This window comes from Micromonospora sp. DT15, from assembly GCF_049841475.1.
GTDB lineage: Bacteria > Actinomycetota > Actinomycetes > Mycobacteriales > Micromonosporaceae > Micromonospora.
In genome coordinates this window covers 329,776-351,435 of record NZ_JBNCKJ010000005.1, presented here as the reverse complement: position 1 = coordinate 351,435, position 21,660 = coordinate 329,776, and the positions used below count along the sequence as shown (strand labels likewise).

18 protein-coding genes are annotated in these 21,660 nt (G+C 69.8%); 10 read left to right on the top strand and 8 right to left on the bottom strand.

The window, feature by feature from the left end; translation table 11 throughout:
- Window position 1: 1 nt before the first annotated feature.
- The 3 genes from ACLQ3F_RS14090 to ACLQ3F_RS14080 are packed head-to-tail and all read right to left on the bottom strand — an operon-like array spanning window position 2 to window position 2,725.
- Entirely contained in the window at window positions 2-913 is a 912-nt protein-coding gene (locus ACLQ3F_RS14090; protein ID WP_357207860.1) for an ABC transporter ATP-binding protein, read from the bottom strand.
- A complete protein-coding gene (locus ACLQ3F_RS14085) occupies window positions 913-1,818 on the bottom strand; it encodes an ABC transporter permease (protein ID WP_357207863.1) in 906 nt (301 codons plus the stop codon). Before ACLQ3F_RS14085 ends, ACLQ3F_RS14090 begins: the two co-directional genes overlap by 1 nt.
- Complete coding sequence (locus ACLQ3F_RS14080; protein WP_238681676.1) at window positions 1,811-2,725, bottom strand: ABC transporter ATP-binding protein; 915 nt, start codon at window positions 2,723-2,725, stop codon at window positions 1,811-1,813. The genes ACLQ3F_RS14085 and ACLQ3F_RS14080 overlap by 8 nt, the downstream gene beginning before the upstream one ends.
- A gap of 239 nt (window positions 2,726-2,964) precedes the next feature.
- Between ACLQ3F_RS14080 and ACLQ3F_RS14075 the strand changes: the two genes are divergently transcribed.
- From ACLQ3F_RS14075 to galT, 4 genes are all read left to right on the top strand, one after another.
- Entirely contained in the window at window positions 2,965-4,479 is a 1,515-nt protein-coding gene (locus ACLQ3F_RS14075) for a glycosyltransferase family 2 protein (RefSeq protein WP_425849100.1), read from the top strand.
- Window positions 4,480-4,567: 88 nt separating this feature from the next.
- Window positions 4,568-6,097 carry an adenylyl-sulfate kinase gene (cysC, locus tag ACLQ3F_RS14070; protein WP_357262659.1) on the top strand — a complete coding sequence of 510 codons (1,530 nt, stop codon included), beginning with the start codon at window positions 4,568-4,570 and terminating at the stop codon, window positions 6,095-6,097.
- A gap of 112 nt (window positions 6,098-6,209) precedes the next feature.
- Complete coding sequence (locus ACLQ3F_RS14065; protein ID WP_357207882.1) at window positions 6,210-7,034, top strand: DeoR/GlpR family DNA-binding transcription regulator; 825 nt, start codon at window positions 6,210-6,212, stop codon at window positions 7,032-7,034.
- Window positions 7,031-8,107, top strand: coding sequence for a galactose-1-phosphate uridylyltransferase (galT, locus tag ACLQ3F_RS14060; protein WP_425849097.1), 1,077 nt, complete (start codon window positions 7,031-7,033; stop codon window positions 8,105-8,107). Before ACLQ3F_RS14065 ends, galT begins: the two co-directional genes overlap by 4 nt.
- A 332-nt stretch (window positions 8,108-8,439) precedes the next feature.
- Here the strand turns inward: galT and ACLQ3F_RS14055 are convergent, their stop codons facing one another.
- Window positions 8,440-9,657, bottom strand: coding sequence for an NADP-dependent isocitrate dehydrogenase (locus ACLQ3F_RS14055; RefSeq protein ID WP_355010184.1), 1,218 nt, complete (start codon window positions 9,655-9,657; stop codon window positions 8,440-8,442).
- 137 nt (window positions 9,658-9,794) lie between these two features.
- Here ACLQ3F_RS14055 and ACLQ3F_RS14050 point away from each other — a divergent pair, with 137 nt between their 5' ends.
- Entirely contained in the window at window positions 9,795-10,595 is an 801-nt protein-coding gene (locus tag ACLQ3F_RS14050; RefSeq protein ID WP_425849094.1) for an MBL fold metallo-hydrolase, read from the top strand.
- Between the two features lie 534 nt (window positions 10,596-11,129).
- On the opposite strand, the gene ACLQ3F_RS14045 is transcribed toward ACLQ3F_RS14050, so the two are convergent.
- Together ACLQ3F_RS14045 and ACLQ3F_RS14040 are read right to left on the bottom strand one after the other, a co-directional pair.
- A complete protein-coding gene (locus tag ACLQ3F_RS14045) occupies window positions 11,130-12,080 on the bottom strand; it encodes a malate dehydrogenase (RefSeq protein WP_112583765.1) in 951 nt (316 codons plus the stop codon).
- Between the two features lie 126 nt (window positions 12,081-12,206).
- Entirely contained in the window at window positions 12,207-13,067 is an 861-nt protein-coding gene (locus tag ACLQ3F_RS14040) for a bifunctional methylenetetrahydrofolate dehydrogenase/methenyltetrahydrofolate cyclohydrolase (RefSeq protein WP_088950132.1), read from the bottom strand.
- A 484-nt stretch (window positions 13,068-13,551) separates the two neighbouring features.
- On the opposite strand from ACLQ3F_RS14040, the gene ACLQ3F_RS14035 reads away from it, so the two are divergent.
- The 5 genes from ACLQ3F_RS14035 to ACLQ3F_RS14015 all read left to right on the top strand — a co-directional run bounded on the left by ACLQ3F_RS14035 (window position 13,552) and on the right by ACLQ3F_RS14015 (window position 19,295).
- A complete protein-coding gene (locus ACLQ3F_RS14035) occupies window positions 13,552-15,153 on the top strand; it encodes a peptide ABC transporter substrate-binding protein (protein WP_357207424.1) in 1,602 nt (533 codons plus the stop codon).
- 197 nt (window positions 15,154-15,350) lie between these two features.
- The gene (locus tag ACLQ3F_RS14030; protein ID WP_112583767.1) at window positions 15,351-16,289 is read left to right on the top strand and encodes an ABC transporter permease; all 939 of its coding nucleotides are present in this window, start codon (window positions 15,351-15,353) and stop codon (window positions 16,287-16,289) included.
- Window positions 16,282-17,238, top strand: a complete 957-nt coding sequence (locus ACLQ3F_RS14025) for an ABC transporter permease (RefSeq protein WP_357207420.1) — start codon at window positions 16,282-16,284, stop codon at window positions 17,236-17,238. Before ACLQ3F_RS14030 ends, ACLQ3F_RS14025 begins: the two co-directional genes overlap by 8 nt.
- Window positions 17,239-17,245: 7 nt before the next feature.
- Window positions 17,246-18,277 (top strand): ABC transporter ATP-binding protein, encoded by a 1,032-nt coding sequence (locus ACLQ3F_RS14020; RefSeq protein ID WP_112583768.1) that lies wholly within the window; start codon window positions 17,246-17,248, stop codon window positions 18,275-18,277.
- Complete coding sequence (locus ACLQ3F_RS14015; RefSeq protein WP_425849092.1) at window positions 18,258-19,295, top strand: ABC transporter ATP-binding protein; 1,038 nt, start codon at window positions 18,258-18,260, stop codon at window positions 19,293-19,295. Before ACLQ3F_RS14020 ends, ACLQ3F_RS14015 begins: the two co-directional genes overlap by 20 nt.
- Window positions 19,296-19,409: 114 nt before the next feature.
- Here ACLQ3F_RS14015 and purH read toward each other — a convergent pair whose 3' ends face one another.
- Together purH and purN are read right to left on the bottom strand one after the other, a co-directional pair.
- Window positions 19,410-20,981 (bottom strand): bifunctional phosphoribosylaminoimidazolecarboxamide formyltransferase/IMP cyclohydrolase, encoded by a 1,572-nt coding sequence (purH, locus tag ACLQ3F_RS14010; protein ID WP_425849089.1) that lies wholly within the window; start codon window positions 20,979-20,981, stop codon window positions 19,410-19,412.
- Window positions 20,978-21,598 (bottom strand): phosphoribosylglycinamide formyltransferase, encoded by a 621-nt coding sequence (gene purN / locus ACLQ3F_RS14005; RefSeq protein WP_425849086.1) that lies wholly within the window; start codon window positions 21,596-21,598, stop codon window positions 20,978-20,980. Before purN ends, purH begins: the two co-directional genes overlap by 4 nt.
- Window positions 21,599-21,660 lie beyond the last annotated feature (62 nt).

Below are 21,660 nucleotides of genomic sequence, written 5' to 3'. Positions count from 1 at the left end.
GTCAGGCCTCCACCAGGTAGGAGAAGACGCTCTCCAGGGACTCGTCGGACGGCACCAGCTGGCGTACCCGGATGCCCTTGTTCAGCGCGATCCGGGGCAGCGCCCGGGTGAACGCGCCGTAGTCACCGGCCCGCACGGTCAAGCCGGTCGGGTCCAACTCGACCCCACTCACCGACGCCTCGGCGATCAGCGCGACGGCCAGCGCCCGGTCGTCGGTGGAGCGCACCGCGAAGACGTGCGGGCGGTTGGTCATCAACCGGCGGATGGTCCGGAAGTCGCCGGAGGCGGCCAACCGGCCGGCCACCATCACCTGCACCGTCCCGGAGACCTGTTCGACCTCCTCCAGGATGTGCGAGCTGAACAGGATCGTCCGGCCAGCGTCACCCAGGGTGTGCAGCAGCTGCATCATGTGCAGCCGCTGGCGCGGGTCCATGCCGTTGAACGGCTCGTCGAGCAGCAGCACCTGCGGGTCGTGCACCAACGCGGCGGCCACCCGGGCGCGCTGGCGCATGCCCTTGGAGTACGTGCCGATCCGGCGGTCCTGCGCCGACTCCAGCTCCACCAGATCGATGGCCCGTCGGGCCGCGGCCGCCGGATCGGGCAGCCGGTGCAGCTTCGCGCTGGCCAACACGAACTCGTACGCGGTGAGGAAACCCTGCACCGCCTCCCGCTCGCTGACCAGCCCCAGCCGCCGGTAGACGTCGGGGTTGCGCCAGGTCGGCTCGTCGTCGAGGGTGACGGTGCCGCGCGACGGGGAGAGGAACCCGGCCATCATGTGCAGCAGCGTGGTCTTGCCGGCGCCGTTCGGGCCGAGCAGCCCGGTCACGCCCGGGCCGAGGGACATGCTGATGTCGTTGACAGCGACCACGTTGCCGTACCACCGGGACACCCCGGTCAGGCTCAGCGTGCTCATCAGGAGGCGACCTTCCGGTAGCGGGCCAGCAGGAGGGCGGTCGCGCCGGCGACCAGCAGCACCGCGGCCAGGGCGTAGACCGGACCGAACCCGCCGATCATCATCTCGCCCGGATCGCCCTCGACCAGCAGGTCACCCAGGGACCAGATGCCCACCCCCTGGACCAGGGTCGAGGGTGAGGCGAGCCCGGCCAGCTCGTTGGCGGCACGCGACGGCAGGATGCTCAGCACGCCCACGATCGGGGTGGTCATCAGGAAGACCGCGACCACGCCGCCGGCGGCGAAGGCACGCTTACCGGTCAGCGACGCGACCAGCAGACCGACCGAGGCGAAGACCACCGCCCACAGCCCGGCGTAGAGCAGCCCGGGGAGCAGGTCGAGCAGCTCGTTCCACACCCCGCGCATGCCCTGCTTGGTGGTGAACGCGGCACCCAGGAACATCAGCAGCTGCGGCCCGCCGAGCAGCAGCCAGAGGGCAGTGACCAGCGCCAGCAACTTGGCCAACGCGTAGTCGGTGCGCGGCAGCGGCCGGGAGAAGTACAGCGGCAGCACGCCGCTGCGCAGATCCCGGGAGACCAGCTCCGGAGCGACTACCGCGACGAAGAAGATGACCAGCCAGCTCATCGCGTCGGCGAACTGGGCGTACGTGGCCACCGGCTCGCCGATCTGGCTGCGTATTGCGGCCAGGGCCACCGCGACCAGGGTGACGATGCCGACCACCAGCCACGGGAAGATCTTGGCCTTGGCGCTGCGGCCGAGACCGAACGCGGTGCGCAGACCGTGCCCGTAGAGCGCGCCGAAGACCTGCCGGCGGCCGAGCCTCGGGCCCTCGTAGCGTTGGTAACCGATGTCGTGGATGACGCCGGTCGGCGTGGAGCGCACGGCGGCGGTGGACGGCTCAGGCATGTGTGAGCTCCCTCGTGGCGAAGAGTTCGGCCACCCGGTGCCGGCGCTGGTCCAGTCGGTGCAGTGGCAGGTCCAGTTCGGCGACCGCACCGAGGATCAGGTCGTAGGTGCCGTCGTCGGCGAGCGGCACGAGGAGCAGTCGCCCGTCCCGGGCGACCGGCAGTTTCAGCTCGGCGAGTCGGGCGGCGAGTTCCTCGGTGCCCTCGCTGACCTCCACGGCGAGCACGTCGGTGGCAGTGGTCATCGCGGAGATGTTGTCAGCGCGCAGCAACCGGCCGCCGTCGATGGCGATCAGCGTGTCGCAGATCCGCTCCACCTCCCCGAGAAGGTGCGAACAGACCAGCACGGAGATGCCGAACTCGGTGCCGATCCGGTGCACCAGGGCCAGCATGGCGTCGCGGCCGGCAGGGTCCAGGCCGTTGGTCGGTTCGTCCAGCAACAGCAGGTCGGGGTCGTGCACCAGCGCCTGGGCCAGCTTGACGCGCTGCTTCATGCCGGTCGAGTAGCCACCGACCGGGCGGTAGCGCTCCTCGTAGAGCCCCACGTGCCGCAGCGCCTCCGAGGCCCGCTCGCGAGCCGCGGTGCGGGGAAGGCCGCTCATCCGGCCGAGGTGGGTGACCAGCTCGGCGGCGGACAGGTCCGGTGGGAGGCAGTCGTGTTCCGGCATGTAGCCGACGCGGCTGCGGACAGCCGCCGGATCTGCGGTCGGGTCGATGCCGAGCACCGAGACCTGACCGCTGGTTGGTGCGATCAGGCCGAGCAGAATCTTGATCAACGTGGATTTGCCGGCGCCGTTCGCGCCCACCAGGCCGATGATCCCGGGCTCGACGGCGACGGTGAGGTCGGCCAACGCGGTGACCCGACCTCCGTACGTCTTGGTGAGCGACTGGGTCGCGATCAGTGTCACGGGCCCAGCGTAGGGAGTCGATGCCCAGCAGGGACACCGGCACGCCCCCGGCACTCCCCTGATCCTTTTCCCGCCGGACCCCTAAGGTCCCCCGCTGCGGCTCCCACGACGTTTGCGCCGGTCCCGCGTTCGACCCGACCCCGCCTTGGGAAAGACCCGTCCAGGGTGACACCATTCACCTCCCGTTCACCAGGCATCGACCCGCCCGGTGATCGACCGACGACGCGGGAGGAATCCTGATGGCCGAGGTGGGCGTCCCCAAGGTGAGCGTCGTGGTGCCGGCGTACAACAGCGGCCGACACATCGAGAAGCTCGCTGCCTCGCTGCTGCGCCAGTCACTGCCCGCCGACGAGTTCGAAGCCGTCTTCGTGGACGACGGCTCGACCGACGACACCGCGGAGCGGCTGGACCAGCTGGCCGCCGAGCACCCACACATCAGGGTGCTGCACATCGAGAACTCCGGCTGGCCGTCGCGTCCGCGCAACCTCGGCATCGAACACGCCCGCGGCGAGTACGTCTTCTTCGCTGACGACGACGACTGGTTCGCCGACGAGGCACTGGAGCGGCTCTACGCCTGCGCGAAGGCCAACGACGCCGACATCGTGGTGGGGAAGATGGCCGGGTACGGACGCCCGGTGCCGCGGGAGCTGTTCCGCAAGAACCGCTTCGACGCCACCCTGGCGAACGCGCCCCTGATCGACAGCCTGACCTGTCACAAGCTGTTCCGGCGCGCCTTCCTCAACGAGCACGACCTGCGGTTTCCGGAGGGCGGAAAGCGTCGGCTGGAGGACCACGCGATGGTCGTGCGGGCCTACTTCCTGAGCCGGCACACCTCGGTGCTGTCCGACTACGTCTGCTACCACCACGTCCACCGGACCGACGCGCGCAACGTCACCGCGGGCCGGCTGGAGCCGTCGAGCTACTACCGGGCCGTGCGGGAGGCGCTGGACATCGTCGACGCGCACACCGAGCCCGGTCCGCTGCGGGACCGGTTGCACCGGCGCTGGCTGCGCAACGAGATGATCAGCCGACTGCGCGGCAAGCGGCTGCTGGAGGCCGACGAGGCGTGGCTGGAGCAGGTCGCGCTGGAGACCCAGAAGATCATCCAGGACCGCTTCGCCCCTGGTGTCGCCGCCGGGTTGCCACCCCTGCTGCGGGCCGTGGCATACCTGGCGGAGCGGGGCCGCGTCGCGGACCTGCGCAAGCTGGCCCGCTGGGAGGCGGGCATCGCCGCGCACGGCACGATCGACGAACTCCAGCGCGCGGACCACGCCGTCACGGTGACCCTCGCCGCCGAGCTGCGCTCGGAGAACCAGCCGGTCGGCTTCCGCACCGACGATGGCCGCGACGTACTGGTGCTCCCGATGGACGAGATCGCCCCCGAGGTGCTCGACGCCACCGCGCAGGTGCGCAAGGCCCGCCTGGACCTGGTGGCCCGCCACCGGGAGACCGGCGCCGAGATCTTTCTTCCGAACACCTTCCAGACCGAGCGGATCACCGGTACGACCGGAGCGGACACCGTCCACCTGGTGCACCGGGCCACCGCCACGATCGACTTCGCCGCCCTCAACGGGGGCCGGACCAGAGGCAGCTGGCAGCTCAAGGCCCGGATCACGAACGTGGGATGGACCGAGGACGCGCGACTGCCGCTGGTGTTCATCTGCCGGGCCGACGGCTCGCGACCCCGGATCCGCGACCAGCGGAAGGTGTGGAACCGGCTGCGGTCGGCGGTAGGCCGGCGGATCAAGCGCTGATCCGCCCGCGTGGGTCTTGGAGTGGCGCCCTCGACCGATGGGCGGTCGGCTGCGAAACTGTGTGCCGGTCAGCGAGTGGGGGGTGTGGATGAGCAACGGCTGGGTGCTGCCCGACGAGGTGCTGCGTGACGCACCGGCGTACACGCCACGTCCCGGTGAGCTCGCGGATCTGGAGCTGCTGCTGACCGGCGCGTACGCCCCGCTGACCGGCTTCATGACCCGCGCCGACCTGGTCTCGGTCAGCCGACGCTCCCGACTGGCGGACGGCACACCGTGGCAGGTCGCGGTCGTTCTCCAGGTGCCGGCCGCCCTGGCGCAGAGCTTCGATCCGCGCGACCCGGCCCGGCGGGCGCTCGTGCTGACCGACGGGGAGGGCGCCCCGGCGGCCGCCCTGGACGTGGCCGACGTCTGGCCGGTCCGCGACGGCGTGTCGGGAGTGGGCGGCCAGGTTCGACGGCTGGGCGACGGCGGGCACGGTCCGTTCCAGCGATTGCGGCGCAACCCGGAGGAGGTCCGTGCGCTGCTGCCCCCGGGCCGGGTGCTCGGTGTGATCGCCGATCGGCCGCTGCATCGTCCACAGCTCGCCCAGATCGCTCACGCCGCCCGCACCCTGGCCGCTCATCTGCTCGTGATGATCCCGGTCGGCGAGGGTGGCGCAGACGGGCTCCCACCGGAGGCGCTGGTCCGTTCGATCTTCGCCGCGCGGGACCGGATGCCGCCCGCCACCCTGATCGCGGTGCCACTGTCGCACCGACGCGAGGAGATCAGCGACGCGTTGCTGCGCGCCCGGGTCTCGGCCGCGTACGGGGTCACCCACCTGCTCTCCACCGGGGAGATGCTCTCCGGCGCCGGGCTGCGGGTGCTGGTGCCGCGCGAACTCGCCTACGACAACCGCGACGGGCAGTGGCGTTGGCGGGAGGACATCCCGCCGCGCAACCGCCGGCTCGCGCTGACCCAGCCGGAGATCGACGACCTGCTCGACCGGGGCTTCCCGCTACCGGAGTGGCACACGCCGCCCGCCGTGGCGCGGGAGTTGGCCCGGGCCCGGCCGCCGCGTCGGCAGCGAGGGCTGGTGGTCTTCCTGACCGGTCTCTCCGGCTCGGGCAAGTCGACGATCGCCCGAGGGTTGGCGGACGCGTTACGGGAGAGCGGCGACCGCACTGTGACCCTGCTCGACGGGGACGTGGTGCGTCGGGAACTCTCCGCCGGGCTGGGCTTCAGCAAGACCGACCGGGATCTCAACGTCCGGCGGATCGGCTGGGTGGCCGCCGAGATCGCCCGACACCGTGGGGTGGGCATCTGCTGTCCGATCGCCCCGTACGCGGCGGCTCGGGCCACCGCCCGGGAGATGGCTCTTGCCGCCGGATCGGGTTTCGTGCTGGTGCACGTGGCCACTCCGCTGGAGGTGTGCGAGCAGCGGGACCGCAAGGGCCTGTACGCGCGGGCGCGGGCTGGCCTGCTCACCGGGATGACGGGCATCGACGACCCGTACGAGGAGCCGACCGACGCCGATCTGGTGCTCGACACCACCGACCTGAGCGTGGCGGACGCGGTGCAGGCCGTGCTGCATCATCTGACCGAGACCGGCTGGGTGGAGCTGAAGATCGCCACCGCCTGAGGCACCGCCGTACCCGTTTCTTTCACCGCTGAGCGGCACGCGCTAGTGTTCATCTTTGTTGGAACACGTTTGACCGCGTGAGGGTACGTGGACGCTCGGGGAGGCACGGCTGATGCTCGCTCAGCAGCGGCAGGCGGCCATCCTGGAGCGGGTGCGCACGACCGGCGGCGTCCGGGTCAGCGAGTTGGCAGGCGAGTTCGGCGTCTCCGACATGACCATCCGGCGTGACCTCGACGCGCTGCACGAGCGCGGCCTGCTGGCCAAGGTGCACGGCGGCGCCACCACGACCGGGCCAAGCTCGACCGACGAGCCGGGCTTCCGCGCCAAGTCGGTCCGCCAACTGCCGGAGAAGGCCGCCATCGCCGACCGGGCGGCCCAACTGGTCCGGCCGGGAGCGGCGGTCGCGCTCTCCGCCGGCACCACCACCGCCGAACTGGCCCGCCGGCTGCTGGACGTGCCCGAGCTGACAGTGGTGACCAACTCGCTGCCGGTGGCCGAGATCATGCACGCCGGTGGCCGCCCGGACCAGACGGTGGTGCTCACCGGCGGCGTACGCACACCGTCGGACGCGCTGGTCGGTCCGCTCGCGGTCGGGGCCGTCCGCTCACTGCACCTGGATCTGCTCTTCCTGGGCGTCCACGGCATCACCGAGCGGGCCGGCTTCACCACACCGAACCTGATGGAGGCGGAGACCGATCGCGCGCTCGTGGCGGCGGCGGACCAGCTGGTGGTGCTCGCCGACCACACCAAGTGGGGCACCGTCGGCATCTCCTCGATCGTCGGGTTGACGGCGGCCCACGTACTGGTCAGCGACGACCGGTTGCCTCCACCCGCACGACGGGTACTCGGCGAACAGGTGGGCGAATTGATCATGGTCAAGGCGACAGGGGCGGGCCGAGTGACGCGCACGCCGACAACTGAGGGGACGGCGCCGTGAAGCGCACCGCGATCGACCTGGCCGACGGCCGGGAGCTGATCTACTTCGACGAGCGCGACGACGCGGTCCGCGACCAGCCGGACCGCCGGGACCTGCCGCCGCCTCCCCCCGCGTCGCAGCTGCGCTACGACCCGTTGACCGACGAGTGGGTGGCGGTCGCCGTGCACCGGCAGACCCGCACCTTCCTCCCGCCGGCGAACGAGTGCCCTCTCGACCCGTCGGTGGGCGACCGGCTGACCGAGATCCCCGCACCCGACTACGACGTGGTGGTCTTCGAGAACCGGTTCCCGTCGCTGAGCGGTCGGGTGGCCGAGGAGCCCGGCGAGATCACCCCGTTCACACCGGTCCGGCCGGGCCTCGGCCGGTGCGAGGTGGTCTGCTTCACGTCGGACCACAACGCCTCCTTCGCCAGCCTGCCCCCGCGCCGGGTCCGCACCGTGCTGGACGCCCTCGCCGACCGCACCGAGGCGCTCGGCGCACTGCCCGGCGTCGAGCAGATCTTCTGCTTCGAGAACCGGGGCGTTGAAATCGGCGTCACGCTGCACCATCCGCACGGCCAGATCTACGCGTACCCCTTCGTGACGCCGCGCACCCGCGCGCTGCTGGCCGCGGCACGCCGGCACGCCGAGCGAACCGGCGGGGGCAACCTGTACGCGGACGTGCTGGCCGTCGAGCGCGCCACCGGTGACCGGGTGGTCACTGAGAACGAACACTGGACGGCGTTCGTCCCGGCGGCAGCCCGCTGGCCGTTCGAGGTGCACGTCGCGCCGCACCGCGTGGTGCCGGACATCCCGGCGCTCAGCGACAGCGAGCGGGAAGCCTTCGGGCCGCTCTACCTGGATCTCCTGCGCCGCTTCGACGGCCTGTTCGACATGCCGATGCCGTACATCTCGGCCTGGCACCAGGCTCCCGTACGGGTCGACCGCGAGCTGGGCCACCTGCACCTGCAGCTGTTCAGCATCCGGCGGGCCACGGACAAGCTGAAATACCTGGCCGGCTCCGAATCCGGGATGGGCGTCTTCATCAACGACATCGCTCCGGAACGCGCCGCCGACCTGCTGCGCGGGGCCTGAGCGCGGCGCGGCGCAGCTCGGCGCTGTGCTGTTCGGCGCTGTGCTGTGCGGCGTTGGCTTGGCGGGAAACAGGGCGCGGGGGGCCCGGGACAGGGCCCCCCGCAGGGAAGGGACGGCTGGCTGTGCACGGCACAGCCGGGAAGGCTGGCTGATCGGCGCACGGGTGCCGCGGGTCGACCGTGGTCAACCTTCCTGGACGCGACTGGCATCTCGTCCATCCTGGTCAACGAGGCGCGCCGGGGGCAGTGACGCCGACCGGCGCGGCAACGCTGGACACGCCGAAGCCCGCCGGCTGAGACGCCGGCGGGCTCCGATGACGCGGTACGCCTGGATCAGGCAGCGATCTTGCGGGCCAGGTTCTCGTCGAGCGCGTTCATGAACTCGTCGGTGGTCAGCCACGGGGCGTCCCGCGAGATGAGCAGCGAGAGGTCCTTGGTCATCTGGCCGCCTTCGACGGTGTCGACGATGACCTGCTCCAGGGTGTTGGCGAACTCGGTGACCGCCGGGGTGCCGTCCAGCTTGCCCCGGTGGGCCAGGCCCCGGGTCCAGGCGTAGATCGACGCGATCGGGTTGGTCGACGTCTTCTCACCCTTCTGGTACTGCCGGTAGTGCCGGGTGACAGTGCCGTGGGCGGCCTCGGCCTCGACGGTACGACCGTCCGGGGAGAGCAGGACGGAGGTCATCAGACCCAGCGAGCCGAAGCCCTGCGCGACGGTGTCGGACTGCACGTCACCGTCGTAGTTCTTGCAGGCCCAGACGTAGCCGCCCTCCCACTTGAGCGCGGCGGCGACCATGTCGTCGATCAGCCGGTGCTCGTAGGTGATGCCGGCGGCGGCGAACTCGTCCTTGAACTCGGCCTCGAACACCTCGGCGAAGAGGTCCTTGAACCGACCGTCGTACGCCTTGAGAATGGTGTTCTTGGTGGACAGGTAGACCGGGTAGTTGCGGTCCAGTCCGTACCGGAACGACGCCCGGGCGAAGTCCCGGATCGACTCGTCGTAGTTGTACATGCCCATGGCGATGCCGCCGCCGGGGAAGTTGGCGACCTCCATCTCCATCGGCGCGCCGCCGTCGGCCGGGGTGTAGGTGATGGTCACCGTGCCCGGGCCGGGGACGACGAAGTCGGTGGCCTTGTACTGGTCACCGTGGGCGTGCCGGCCGATGATGATCGGCTTGGTCCAGCCGGGGACCAGCCGCGGCACGTTGGACATGATGATCGGCTCACGGAAGACGACGCCGCCGAGGATGTTGCGGATGGTGCCGTTGGGCGACCGCCACATCTTCTTCAGGCCGAACTCCTCGACCCGGGCCTCGTCCGGGGTGATGGTCGCGCACTTGACGCCGACGCCGTGCTCCTTGATGGCGTTGGCGGCGTCGATGGTGACCTGGTCGTCGGTCTCGTCGCGGTGCTGGATCGACAGGTCGTAGTAGTGCAGGTCGACGTCGAGGTAGGGCAGGATCAGCTGCTCCCGGATCTGCTTCCAGATGATCCGGGTCATCTCGTCGCCGTCGAGTTCTACGACCGGGTTGTTTACCTTGATCTTCGCCATCGGCCGGCGCTCCTCTCGGGGGACACGTGCTCAAGCAGTACGAGCGTACTGCAATTGGGCGGACAGCCCCCAGCCGGCCTCGACCGGCCGGCGAAACCGGGCTGCGCGGAACAGGAATGCCCTGGAATCATCGTCCGATGCCACTGAGCCGCACACTCGGGTCTATCACGGTCACCGCGCTCACCGACGGTGAGGGTGCCTTCTTCCAGCCCCGCGCAGAGGCGTTTCCGCAGGCCACAGCGGCGCACTGGGCGGAGGCCGACCGGCGCGACCCCGGCTCGGTGACCGCCGACGGGCAATGGTGGCTGCCGTTCCGCAGCTTCGCGATCCGCGCCGGAGACGGGCCGGTCACGCTCGTCGACGCCGGGATCGGCCCAGCCGACGCACCCGCCGCGAGCTGGGCGCCAGTGCCGGGGCGGATGCCCGCCGAGTTGGCTGCGGCAGGCATCGACCCCGCCGATGTCGACACTGTCGTCCTGACCCACCTACACAGCGACCACATCGGCTGGGCGGTCACCGGCACGCCGGGGCAGCCGTACTTCCCGAACGCGAGCTACCTGGTCCAGCGCGCCGAGATCGACGCGGCGGAGACGCTCAACCCCGGGCTGCCGGCTGGCCTCATCGCGCCCCTGCGCGCCGCCGGCCAGCTCCGGGTGGTCGACGGCGAGACCGCCCTCACCCCAGCGGTACGTCTGCTGCCCACCCCCGGCCACACGCCCGGTCACCAGTCGGTGCTCCTGACCTCGGCCGACGAACGGATGCTGTTCACCGGGGACCTGCTGGTGCACATGGTGCAACTCGTCGACCCCGAGCTGGCGTACGCCCACGAGGAAGACCCGGAACTCGCCCGCACCTCCCGGCTGACCGCCCTGCAGACCCACTCCCCCACCGTCCTGGCCACCCCCCACCTCGGAACCCCCTTCACCAGCCCTTCCTGATCACCCGCCGCGCCCCCTCACGCCCGATTGATCATGAAGTTATTGCCACGACACGCCGAGCCGGAGGGCAACAACTTCATGATCGACGGGGTGCCGCGCAGGGGTCACCCATCGGAGCGGTCGAGCAGGGCCCTCGATCCTGGATCGAGGGGTGACGCGAGCCCCGGGAGACCACTACAACGAGGATCGAGCACGATCTCGACTCAAGATCCGCGCAACAACAGCGAAGGTGCTGCCTCCAGTGCCCGCAAGGCAGCAACATCCCCGAAGTTGCGTGCGCCGCACCCGACGTCCGCCCCACCCCACCCGCCTGGCCGCGGCGTTCGCCACCGCCGCCCCCTCCTCGTTGATCAAGAGGTTTGCGTCACCACGGGCGCGATCCCTGACGCAAACCTCTTGATCAAGCGCAGCCGGACCTGGGCTCGGTGGGGTGGACTGGGCTCGGTGGGGTGGACTGGGCTCGGTGGGGTGGACGGCGAAGGGCGCGCCGGCTTTTGCCGGCGCGCCCTTCGCTGATGCTGTGGTTCGGGGGAACTACATGCTGGAGATGTCGCCCTGCTTGGCGCGGACGGCTTCGGCAGCCTCCAGGAGGCTGGCGCGCTCGTCGGCGTCCAGGTCGGTCTCGACGACCCGCTTGACGCCCTCGGCGCCGATCTCGGCCTCGACACCCAGGTAGACACCGGAGATGCCGTACTCGCCGTCGACCCAGGCGCAGACCGGCATGACCTCGCCGGAGTCCTCCGCGACGGCCTTCGCCATCCGCGCCGCGGCGGCGGACGGGGCGTAGTAGGCCGAACCGGTCTTGAGCAGGGCGACCACCTCGGCGCCACCGTTGCGGGTCTTGACGACCAGCTCCTCGATCTGCTCGGCCGGCATGGCGTCGCGCAGCGGCTTGCCGTTGACGGTGCTCTTCGACGGCACCGGGACCATGGTGTCTCCGTGCGAGCCCAGGGTCAGGGTGCGTACGGAGGCCACCGGCACGTTCAGCGCCTCGGCGACGAAGTTGCTGAACCGGGCGGTGTCGAGCATGCCGGCCTGGCCGAGCACCCGGTTCTTCGGGAACTGGGTGGCGAGCTGGGCCAGCGCGGTCATCTCGTCCAGCGGGTTGGAGACCACGATGACGACGGCGTTCGGGGCGTACTTGGCGACGTTCTCGGCGACCTGCCGGACGATCTTGGCGTTGGTCTCCAGCAGGTCCATCCGGCTCATGCCGGGCTTGCGCGGCAGACCAGCGGTGATCACGACGACGTCGGAGCCCTCGATGCTCTCGTAGCCCTCACCGTTGGGGCCGGTGGTCACGCCGACCACCTTGGTCTCGAAGCCTTCGATGGCCCGGGACTGGTTGAGGTCGAGCGCGAGGCCCGCGGGCTTGCCCTCCACGATGTCGGTGATCACTACGGTGTCGAAGACGTCGTACTCGGCCAGGCGCTGTGCGGTGGTGGAGCCGTAGAAGCCAGCCCCGACGACAGTGACCTTCTTACCCATGGTCGTCCCACTCCCTGATACCAGTCGGTTTTCCGGACCGTATCAGTCATCCTGGCACCGAACAGGGCAGGGGCGGCGGCCGTCGCCGGGATGGGTCGAACGTCACCGGCGTCGCCGGCGTCCGGTTCAGCCGCGCTCGGCGCGCTCGACGACGTTGGTGAGCAGCATGGCCCGGGTCATCGGGCCCACGCCGCCGGGCATGGGGACCAGCGCGCCGGCCGTCTCGGCCACCTCCGGGTCCACGTCACCGGTGTAGCGGCCCTTGCCGTCCGCTCCGATGACGCGGGTGATGCCGACGTCCACCACCACCGCGCCCGGGTTGATCATGTCGGCGGTGAGCAGACCCGGTACGCCGGCCGCGACGATGACGATGTCGGCGGCGCGCGTGTGCGAGGCGAGGTCGAGGGTGCCGGTGTGGCAGAGGGTGACTGTGGCGTTCTCGCTGCGCCTGGTGAGCAGCAGGCCGAGCGGTCGGCCAACCGTGTTGCCGCGACCGACCACTGCGACGGTGGCCCCGCGCAGCGCCACGTCGTGCCGGCGGAGCAGCTCGACGATGCCGCGCGGCGTGCACGGCAGCGGACCGTCGTAGCCGAGCACGAGCCGACCCAGGTTGACCGGGTGCAGGCCGTCGGCGTCCTTGTCCGGGTCGATCAACTCCAGCACCCGCTGGGTGTCGAGGTGGGCCGGCAGCGGCAGCTGGACGATGTAGCCGTGGCACGCCGGGTCGGCGTTCAGCTCGGCCAGTACGTCGTCGACCTGCTGTTGGGTGGCGTCGGCCGGCAGTTCGCGGCGGATCGAGGCGATGCCCACCTCGGCGCAGTCGCGGTGCTTGCCGTTGACGTACGCCTGGCTGCCCGGATCCGCCCCGACCAGGACCGTGCCGAGCCCGGGGGTGATGCCGCGTTCCGCCAGTGCCTTCACCCGGATGCGCAGCTCGTCCTTGATCTCCGCTGCGGTTGCCTTGCCGTCCAGAAGCGTCGCCGTCACGACCAGATCGTCTCACGGCCACCGCCCGCGGATCAGACGACCTCGCTCCGGGCCGTCCGCCGCCCCACTGTGGCGGGGCGGCCATCGGACGGGCCGGGTCACGTCGGAGTGACCGCCGCTGGAGTAACCCTGCGTGAGGTGTTGCTAGTCACTTTCAGTGACAATCTGTGGATTCAATCACTGTCGAACCAGACAGGAGGGGCCTGATTCACGGAGAGGGGACGGCTACCCCAGGCGGCGTCGACCCGACCGGGAGGGTACGAACGCAACGTCAAACGTCGCCATTCCAGCAGGCCAAGTCGATGATTCCGGTTTGGGGTAGCAGATTCACTCGCCTTCGACAACTGAATCAACCCCGGACCGTTACCCACCCGCAACCGCGTCGTTGTCGAAGGCCGGTCACCGACCTACCGTTACCGCTTGTTGCGCAGCGTAAACCCAGCGTCGGGCCTGACTGCGCAGCGTGAGGAGATGAGGAGGCTCAATGCGAGTTCGTAGACTCGCCGCCTGGACCGCCCTCCCGCTCGCGGTGACGCTGGGCCTCGCGGCCTGCGGCAGCGGCGGAGACGGTGGATCCGGTGGCAGCGACAGTTCGGTGGTCAGCATCCAGATCGCCGAGCCGAAGCACCTGGTTCCCACAAACACCACCGAGACGTCCGGGTCGCAGGTGATCGCCGGCCTGTTCAGCCCGCTCGTCGACTACGACGCCCAGAACAAGCCGTACGAGGTCGCCGCTCAGTCGATCACCTCGTCCGACAACAAGGTCTGGACGATCAAGATCAAGGACGGCTTCACCTTCCACAACGGTGAGAAGGTCACGTCCCAGAACTACATCAACGCCTGGAACTACGGCGCGTACGCCCCGAACGGTCAGGACACCAACCCCTTCTTCGAGAAGATCGCTGGTTACGCCGACCTGCAGGACAAGGCGCCGAAGGCCAAGGAGATGTCCGGCCTGAAGAAGGTCGACGACCTCACCTTCACCGTGACGCTGTCCGATCCGTACATCGACTTCAAGACGACGCTGGGCTACAACGCGTTCTTCCCGATGCCGGACGCCGCGTTCTCGGCTCCGGGCGTGCTCAAGGACTCCTACGAGCAGGCGCCGATCGGGCAGGGCCCCTTCAAGATGAAGGGCACCTGGCAGCACGACAGCAAGATCGACGTCGAGCGCTACGACGCGTACCCGGGCGAGAAGCCCAAGGTCAAGAACATCGAGTTCCGGATCTACCAGCAGCTCACCGCGGCCTACGCGGACGTCCTGGCGGACAACCTGGACGTGCTGCCCACGATCCCGACCGAGAGCCTGAGCACCGCGCCGAGCGACCTGGGCGACCGGTACAAGACCAGCCCGATGTCGTCGTTCCAGTTCCTCGCGTTCCCGACGTTCGACAAGGACTACAGCAACCCGGACGTGCGCAAGGCCATCTCGATGGCGATCGACCGTGACGAGATCACCAAGTCGGTCTTCAAGGGCTCGCAGACGTCGGCGCGCTCCTTCGTCGCGCCGGTCCTGCCGGGCTACCGGGAGGACACCGCCGGCAAGGCCGCCGAGTTCAACCCGACCGAGGCCAAGAAGCTCTACCAGGCCGCCGGCGGTCCGTCGAAGATCGTCATCTCGTACAACGGCGACGGCGGGCACAAGGACTGGGTCGACGCCACGGTCAACCAGCTCAAGACCAACCTGGGCGTGGACGCGGTCGGCTCGGTCGAGCCGAAGTTCGCCGACCTGCTGACCAAGGTCGAGAAGAAGACGCCGGTGGGTGCGTTCCGGATGGGTTGGGTCATGGACTACCCGACCATGGAGGACTACCTCGGCCCGCTGTACAGCACGAACGGCTCGTCGAACTACTACGGCTACAGCAACCCGGAGTTCGACAAGCTGGTCAAGGAGGGTTCCGCCGCCAAGACGCAGGACGAGGCGATCGCCAAGTACCAGCAGGCGGAGGACATCCTGGCCAAGGACATGCCGGTGATCCCGCTCCGCTTCGGCGAGAACGTGTTCGGCCACTCGTCCAAGGTCAAGAACGTCGAGATGGACCTGTTCCAGCGGGTCAACCTCGTCAAGATCGAAGCAGCCAGCTGAGCTGACCATGGTGCGGGCCACCCGGGCGACGATGCCCGGGTGGCCCCGACCGCGCCACCGGGGCCGGGCCGCAGCAGCGGACCCGGCGTCGGTGGCGCCGGCTCCCCCGGGCCGGACGGAACGTCTCGGATATTTCGGGTACGACCAGAGATGCCGTCCTGCGACCCTTTCGCACATTTCCGGAGAGACTGCTAAGCATGTTCCGCTACATCCTGCGGCGCCTACTGCAGATGGTCCTGGCGTTCTTCGGGACCACCTTGATCGTCTACGCGCTGACATTCGCCGGGCAGGGCGACCCGATCCAGGCGCTCGCCGGCGAACGGCCGGTGACGCCAGCGCAGCGGGCCTACCTCACCGAGAAGTACAACCTGGATCAGACGGGCGTCGGTGGCTTCTTCTACCGCTACTTCGACTACGTGAAGGACCTGCTCCAGGGCAACCTGGGCGAGTCGCTCACGGGTCGGAGCATCGGTGACATCCTCCAGCAGGCCTGGCCGGTCACCGTGCGGCTCGCGCTCATCGCGCTCGCCGTGGCGATCATCTTCGGTGTCACCGCCGGGGTTCTCGCCGGCATCCGCCGGGCCAGCATCTTCGACAACTCGACGCTGGTGCTGACCCTGCTGGTGCTGGGCATCCCGACGATCGTGCTGGCACCGCTGGCGCAGTACTTCCTGGGCGTCAAGTGGCAGCTCTTCCCACCCACCGCCGGCTCCGACCCGACGTTCTACGCGCTCCTGCTGCCGGGCATCGTGCTCGGCTCGCTGTCGCTGGCCACCGCCCTACGACTCACCCGGGCCTCGGTGGCGGAGAACCTGCGCGCGGACTACGTCCGGACCGCCCGGTCCAAGGGCCTGGTCAAGCGGCGCATCGTCATCGTCCACGTGCTGCGCAACTCGCTGATCCCGGTGGTCACCTTCCTCGGTGTGGAACTGGGCAACCTGATGAGCGGCGCGATCATCACCGAGGGCGTCTTCAACATCCCCGGCGTGGGCTTCAACCTCTTCCGCGGCATCCGCACCGAGGACGGCCCCCTGGTGGTGGGCATCGTCAGCGTGCTCGTCGTGGTCTACCTGGTCTCGAACCTGGTGGTGGACGTCCTGTACGCCGTACTCGACCCGAGGATCCGCTATGAGTGATTTTGAGACTGTGGCGGCCACCGAGAACCAGGCCGCGCGACGTGGCCCCTCGGGAGAGCCGGGCACGCCCAACCAGGTCGGCGCCGCGAACAAGCCCCGCAGCCTGGCCGGGGACGCCTGGCGCGACCTGCGCCGCAACCCGATCTTCTGGATCTCGCTGGCGTTGGTCGTCATCTTCACCCTGATGGCGCTGCTCCCCGGGGTCTTCACTGCCAACAACCCGAACGACTGCCTGCTCTCCCGGCAGCACGCCGGGCCGTCCGGCGGGGCCATCTTCGGGTACGACTTCCAGGGCTGCGACACGTACTCCCGGGCGGTCTACGGCACCCGGGCGTCGCTGCTGGTCGGCGCGCTCGCCGCGCTCGGCACCGGCATCATCGCGCTGGTGGTCGGCATGCTGGCCGGTTACTTCGGCCGCTGGGTCGACGCTGTGCTCTCCCGGGTGATCGACGTGGTGCTCGGCATCCCGCTGCTGCTGGCCGCGATCGTGCTGCTCAAGCGGGTGTCCAGTGACAACCAGTGGGCTCGGATCGGCGCTGTCGTCTTTGTGTTGGCCCTCCTCGGATGGACCACCGCCGCCCGCGTGGTCCGGTCCTCGGTGATCACCGCGAAGGAGCAGGACTACGTCGCGGCGGCCCGGATGCTCGGCGCCGGCAACAGCCGGATCATGTGGCGGCACATTCTGCCGAACTCGCTGGCCCCGGCGATCGTCGTGCTGACCATCGCGCTCGGCTCGTTCATCGCGGCCGAGGCGACGCTCTCCTTCCTCGGCATCGGCCTGAAGGCGCCCACCATTTCGTGGGGGCAGGACATCGACACCGGCCGGATCCACATGCGGGAGGCGGCGACCCCGTTGATCGTCCCGTCGGCCTTCCTGGCACTGACCGTGCTGGCGTTCATCATGCTCGGCGACGCGATCCGTGACGCCTTCGACCCGAAGCTGCGGTGAGAACATCATGACCGTCAATCCCACTCCCGCCTCTGCCACTCCCGAGGGCGGGCACCTGCTGGAGTTGCGGGACCTGCACGTCGAGTTCCGCACCAACGAGGGTGTCGCCCGGGTGATCAACGGGGTGTCGTACCACCTGGACGCCGGCGAGACCCTTGCCGTGCTCGGCGAATCCGGCTCGGGGAAGTCGGTCACCGCCCAGGCGATCATGGGCATCCTGGACACCCCGCCCGCGTTCGTCCGCTCCGGCCAGATCCTCTACCAGGGTGAGGACCTGCTCACCCGCTCCGAGGAGCAGCGCCGGCAGGTACGCGGCAAGGAGATCGCAATGATCTTCCAGGACGCGCTCTCCGCCCTCAACCCGGTCTTCCCCGTCGGCTGGCAGATCGGTGAGACGCTGCGCCAGCGCGCCGGCATGTCCCGAGCCGACGCTCGACGTCGTGCCGTCGAGCTGATGGATCTGGTCAAGATCCCGGGCGCCGCCAAGCGGATCGGCGACTACCCGCACCAGTTCTCCGGCGGTATGCGGCAGCGCGTCATGATCGCCATGGCGTTGGCGCTGGACCCGAAGGTGCTGATCGCCGACGAGCCCACCACGGCCCTCGACGTGACAGTGCAGGCCCAGATCATGGACCTGCTGGCCGACCTCCGCCGGGAACTCAACATGGCGATGATCCTGATCACCCACGACCTGGGTGTGGTCGCCGGTGTCGCGGACCGGATCGCTGTCATGTACGCCGGCCGGATCGTCGAACACGCCGACGTCCGCTCGCTCTACAAGGCGCCCGCCCACCCGTACACAAAGGGTTTGTTGGAGTCGATCCCGCGCCTGGACGTTCGCGGCCAGGAACTGTCGACGATCAAGGGGTTGCCGCCGAACCTGATGCGCATCCCGTCCGGCTGCCCGTTCCACCCCCGGTGCCCGTACGTCCAGCAGGTCTGCGTGGACGAGGTGCCGCACGACCTGGTCCTCGGCGACGGCCGGACCAGCGCTTGCCACTTCGCGCAGGAGGTCCGTGATGACAGCGTCGCCCGCTAACCCCACGAAGGTCCGCGGCGAGACCATTCTCTCCGTCGACAACCTGGTGAAGCACTTCCCGATCACCCAGGGCGTGCTGTTCCAGCGGCAGATCGGGGCGGTGAAGGCCGTCGACGGGGTGAGCTTCGAGCTGCGTCGGGGCGAGACGCTCGGCGTCGTCGGCGAGTCCGGCTGCGGCAAGTCCACCCTCGCCCGGCTCCTGATGCGGTTGGAGACGCCCACCTCCGGGCGCGCCACCCTGGAGGGCAAGGACCTGTTCAAGGCTTCCGGCGGTGAGCTGCGCCGGCTGCGCCGCAACATGCAGATGGTGATGCAGGACCCGTACACCTCGCTGAACCCGCGGATGACCGTCGGCGACATCATCGGCGAGCCGTTCGAGATCCACCCGGATGCCGCGCCGAAGGGCAGCAGGGCCAAGCGGGTCCAGGAGCTTTTGGACCTGGTCGGGCTCAACCCGGAGCACATCAACAGGTACCCGCACCAGTTCTCCGGCGGTCAGCGTCAGCGCATCGGCATCGCCCGCGCCCTCGCGCTGAAGCCCGAGGTGATCGTCTGCGACGAGCCGGTGTCGGCGCTCGACGTCTCCATCCAGGCCCAGGTGATCAACCTGCTCAAGCAACTGCAGGGCGAGCTGGGGCTCTCGTACATCTTCATCGCGCACGACCTGTCGGTGGTGCGGCACATCGCCGACCGCGTCGCGGTGATGTACCTCGGTCGGATCGTCGAGATCGGCACCGAGGACGAGATCTACGAGCGGGCCACCCACCCGTACACCCAGGCTCTGCTCTCCGCGGTGCCGGTGCCGGACCCGGAGGCCCGCGACCAGCGCAACATGATCCGGCTGGTCGGCGACGTGCCCAGCCCGGCCGACCCGCCCAGCGGGTGCCACTTCCGGACCCGCTGCTGGAAGGCCCAGGACATCTGCGCCACCCAGGACCCGGCGACCGTCCCGAGAGCAGCGGACCCCCACCCGTCCGCCTGCCACTTCGCCGAACTCCGCCCCACCACCACAGCCTGACTCCAACCCGACCTCAACCGTTGATCATGAAGTTATTGCCCTGCACATCGGCGTGTCGGGGCAATAACTTCATGATCGACGAGGTCGGAGCCCTCGGGGTCGGAGCCCTCGGGGTCAGTGGAAGAAGTGGCGGGTTCCGGTCAGGTACATCGTCACGTTTGCCTTCTTGGCCGCTTCGATGACTTCCTCGTCGCGGATGGAGCCGCCGGGCTGCACGATGGCGCGGACGCCGGCGTCGATGAGGATCTGCGGGCCGTCGGCGAACGGGAAGAACGCGTCCGAGGCGGCGACCGAGCCGCGGGCCCGGTCGGCGCCGGCGCGGGTGACAGCGAGCTGCGCCGAGTCGACCCGGTTGACCTGACCCATGCCGACACCGACGGTGGCGCCGTCCTTGGCGAGCAGGATCGCGTTGCTCTTCACCGCGCGGACCGCCCGCCAGGCGAACGCGAGGTCCCGCAGCAGCTCCTCGTCGGCGGCCTCGCCGGTCGCCAACTGCCAACTGGCCGGGTCGTCGCCGGGGGCGTCCACCCGGTCGGCGACCTGGGCCAGCACGCCGCCGGTCACCGGGCGCAACTCCACGCGCGCCGGCTTCCAGGCCGGTGCCCGCAGCAGTCGGATGTTCTTCTTGCCCTGCAACACCTCGACCGCGCCCTCGTCGAAGCCGGGGGCGACCACCACCTCGGTGAAGATCTCGGCGACCTGCTTAGCCATCTCGACCGAGACCGGCCGGTTGACCGCGATGACACCGCCGAACGCCGACACCGGGTCGCAGGCGTGCGCCCTGCGGTGCGCCTCGGCGACGTCCGCGCCGATCGCGATGCCGCACGGGTTCGCGTGCTTGATGATCGCCACCGCCGGCTGGTCGGCGAAGTCGTTCGCGGCCCGCCAGGCGGCGTCGGCGTCGACGTAGTTGTTGTACGACATCTCCTTGCCGTGCAGCTGCTCGGCCTGGGCCAGCCCGGCCGGGGCGTCCGGATCGGTGTAGAGCGCGGCGGGCTGGTGCGGGTTCTCGCCGTAGCGCAGCGCTGTCGACTTGCGCAGCGCCAGCCCCGCGAACTGCGGCCACGAGTCGTCGGCGGGTGCCAGTTCCTGCGCGAACCATTGGGCCACCGCCACGTCGTACTCGGCGATGTCGGCGAACGCCCGGGCGGCCAGCGCGCGGCGCTGGGCCACTGTGAAGCCACCCTCGGCGAGCGCGCCGAGCAGCGCCGGGTAAGCGGCCGGGTCGGTGACCACGGCGACCGAGGCGTGGTTCTTGGCGGCGGCGCGCACCATGGCCGGGCCGCCGATGTCGATCTGCTCCACGCACTCCTCGACGTCGGCGCCGGAGGCGACGGTCGCCTGGAACGGGTACAGGTTGGAGACCAGCAGGTCGAACGCCGCCACGCCCAGCTCGTCGAGCTGCGCCACGTGGGTGTCCTTCCGCAGGTCCGCGAGGAGACCCGCGTGCACCTTCGGGTGCAGGGTCTTCACCCGGCCGTCGAGCACCTCGGGGAACCCGGTCACCGTCTCCACCGGCGTCACCGGCACCCCGGCGGCGGCGATGGTGCCCGCCGTGCTGCCGGTGGACACGATCTCCACACCGGCCGCGTGCAGGGCCTGAGCCAGCTCGGCCAGCCCGGTCTTGTCGTAGACGCTCACCAGCGCCCGCCTGATCGGGCGGCGCCCGTCCTGAGTGGGACTCACGGAACCGTGACCTTCCTTCCGGTGATGGTCCAGCCTTCGCGGACCAGCCGACCGACCTGCTCGACGAGCTGGCGACGCTCGGCTTCCTTGATGCGCTCGGTGAGCGTGTCGACGTCGTCGTCGTCCAGCACCGGCACCGCGACCTGCGCGACGATCGGCCCGGTGTCCATGCCGGCGTCGACGAAGAAGAGGGTGGCTCCGGTGAGCTTCACGCCGTAGGCGAGAGCGTCACGCGGGCCGTGGATGCCGGGAAACGCCGGCAGCAGCGTGTTGTGGGTGTTCAGGTAGCGGTCGCCGAAGGCGGCGAGGAAGTGCGGGCCGACCAGCTTGAGGAAACCGGCGGAGATGACCAGGTCGGGTTGGTGCTTCGCGACGTGCGCGGTGAGCACGCGGTCCCAGTCCTCCCGGGTGTCGTGGTCGCGGACCCGCTCGACGAAGGTGGGCACCCCCGCCGCGTCGGCCCGGTCCAGGCCCGCGATGCCGTCGCGGTCCGCGCCGACCGCGACGACCTGTGCGCCGTACGCGGGGTCGGCGGCGGCATCCAGCAGCGACTGAAGGTTGCTCCCGGAGCCGGAGATGAGGACGACGATGCGGGCGACAGGCGCGGGCTCGGTCACCGGGCCACCCTATCGGGCAGGTCAGGGACGCCCTTCGACTGGGCGGCACGCCGATCTTCGAC

Excerpts from the sequence above, each read along its gene's own strand:
- cysC (WP_357262659.1), top strand. The coding sequence starts at position 4,568 with ATGAGCAACGGCTGGGTGCTGCCCGACGAGGTGCTGCGTGACGCACCG.
- ACLQ3F_RS14085 (WP_357207863.1), bottom strand. The coding sequence starts at position 1,818 with ATGCCTGAGCCGTCCACCGCCGCCGTGCGCTCCACGCCGACCGGCGTC.
- ACLQ3F_RS14045 (WP_112583765.1), bottom strand. The coding sequence starts at position 12,080 with ATGGGTAAGAAGGTCACTGTCGTCGGGGCTGGCTTCTACGGCTCCACC.
- ACLQ3F_RS14090 (WP_357207860.1), bottom strand. The coding sequence starts at position 913 with ATGAGCACGCTGAGCCTGACCGGGGTGTCCCGGTGGTACGGCAACGTG.
- ACLQ3F_RS14035 (WP_357207424.1), top strand. The coding sequence starts at position 13,552 with ATGCGAGTTCGTAGACTCGCCGCCTGGACCGCCCTCCCGCTCGCGGTG.
- ACLQ3F_RS14015 (WP_425849092.1), top strand. The coding sequence starts at position 18,258 with ATGACAGCGTCGCCCGCTAACCCCACGAAGGTCCGCGGCGAGACCATT.
- ACLQ3F_RS14025 (WP_357207420.1), top strand. The coding sequence starts at position 16,282 with ATGAGTGATTTTGAGACTGTGGCGGCCACCGAGAACCAGGCCGCGCGA.
- ACLQ3F_RS14020 (WP_112583768.1), top strand. The coding sequence starts at position 17,246 with ATGACCGTCAATCCCACTCCCGCCTCTGCCACTCCCGAGGGCGGGCAC.
- ACLQ3F_RS14030 (WP_112583767.1), top strand. The coding sequence starts at position 15,351 with ATGTTCCGCTACATCCTGCGGCGCCTACTGCAGATGGTCCTGGCGTTC.
- ACLQ3F_RS14065 (WP_357207882.1), top strand. The coding sequence starts at position 6,210 with ATGCTCGCTCAGCAGCGGCAGGCGGCCATCCTGGAGCGGGTGCGCACG.
- ACLQ3F_RS14055 (WP_355010184.1), bottom strand. The coding sequence starts at position 9,657 with ATGGCGAAGATCAAGGTAAACAACCCGGTCGTAGAACTCGACGGCGAC.
- ACLQ3F_RS14075 (WP_425849100.1), top strand. The coding sequence starts at position 2,965 with ATGGCCGAGGTGGGCGTCCCCAAGGTGAGCGTCGTGGTGCCGGCGTAC.
- ACLQ3F_RS14050 (WP_425849094.1), top strand. The coding sequence starts at position 9,795 with ATGCCACTGAGCCGCACACTCGGGTCTATCACGGTCACCGCGCTCACC.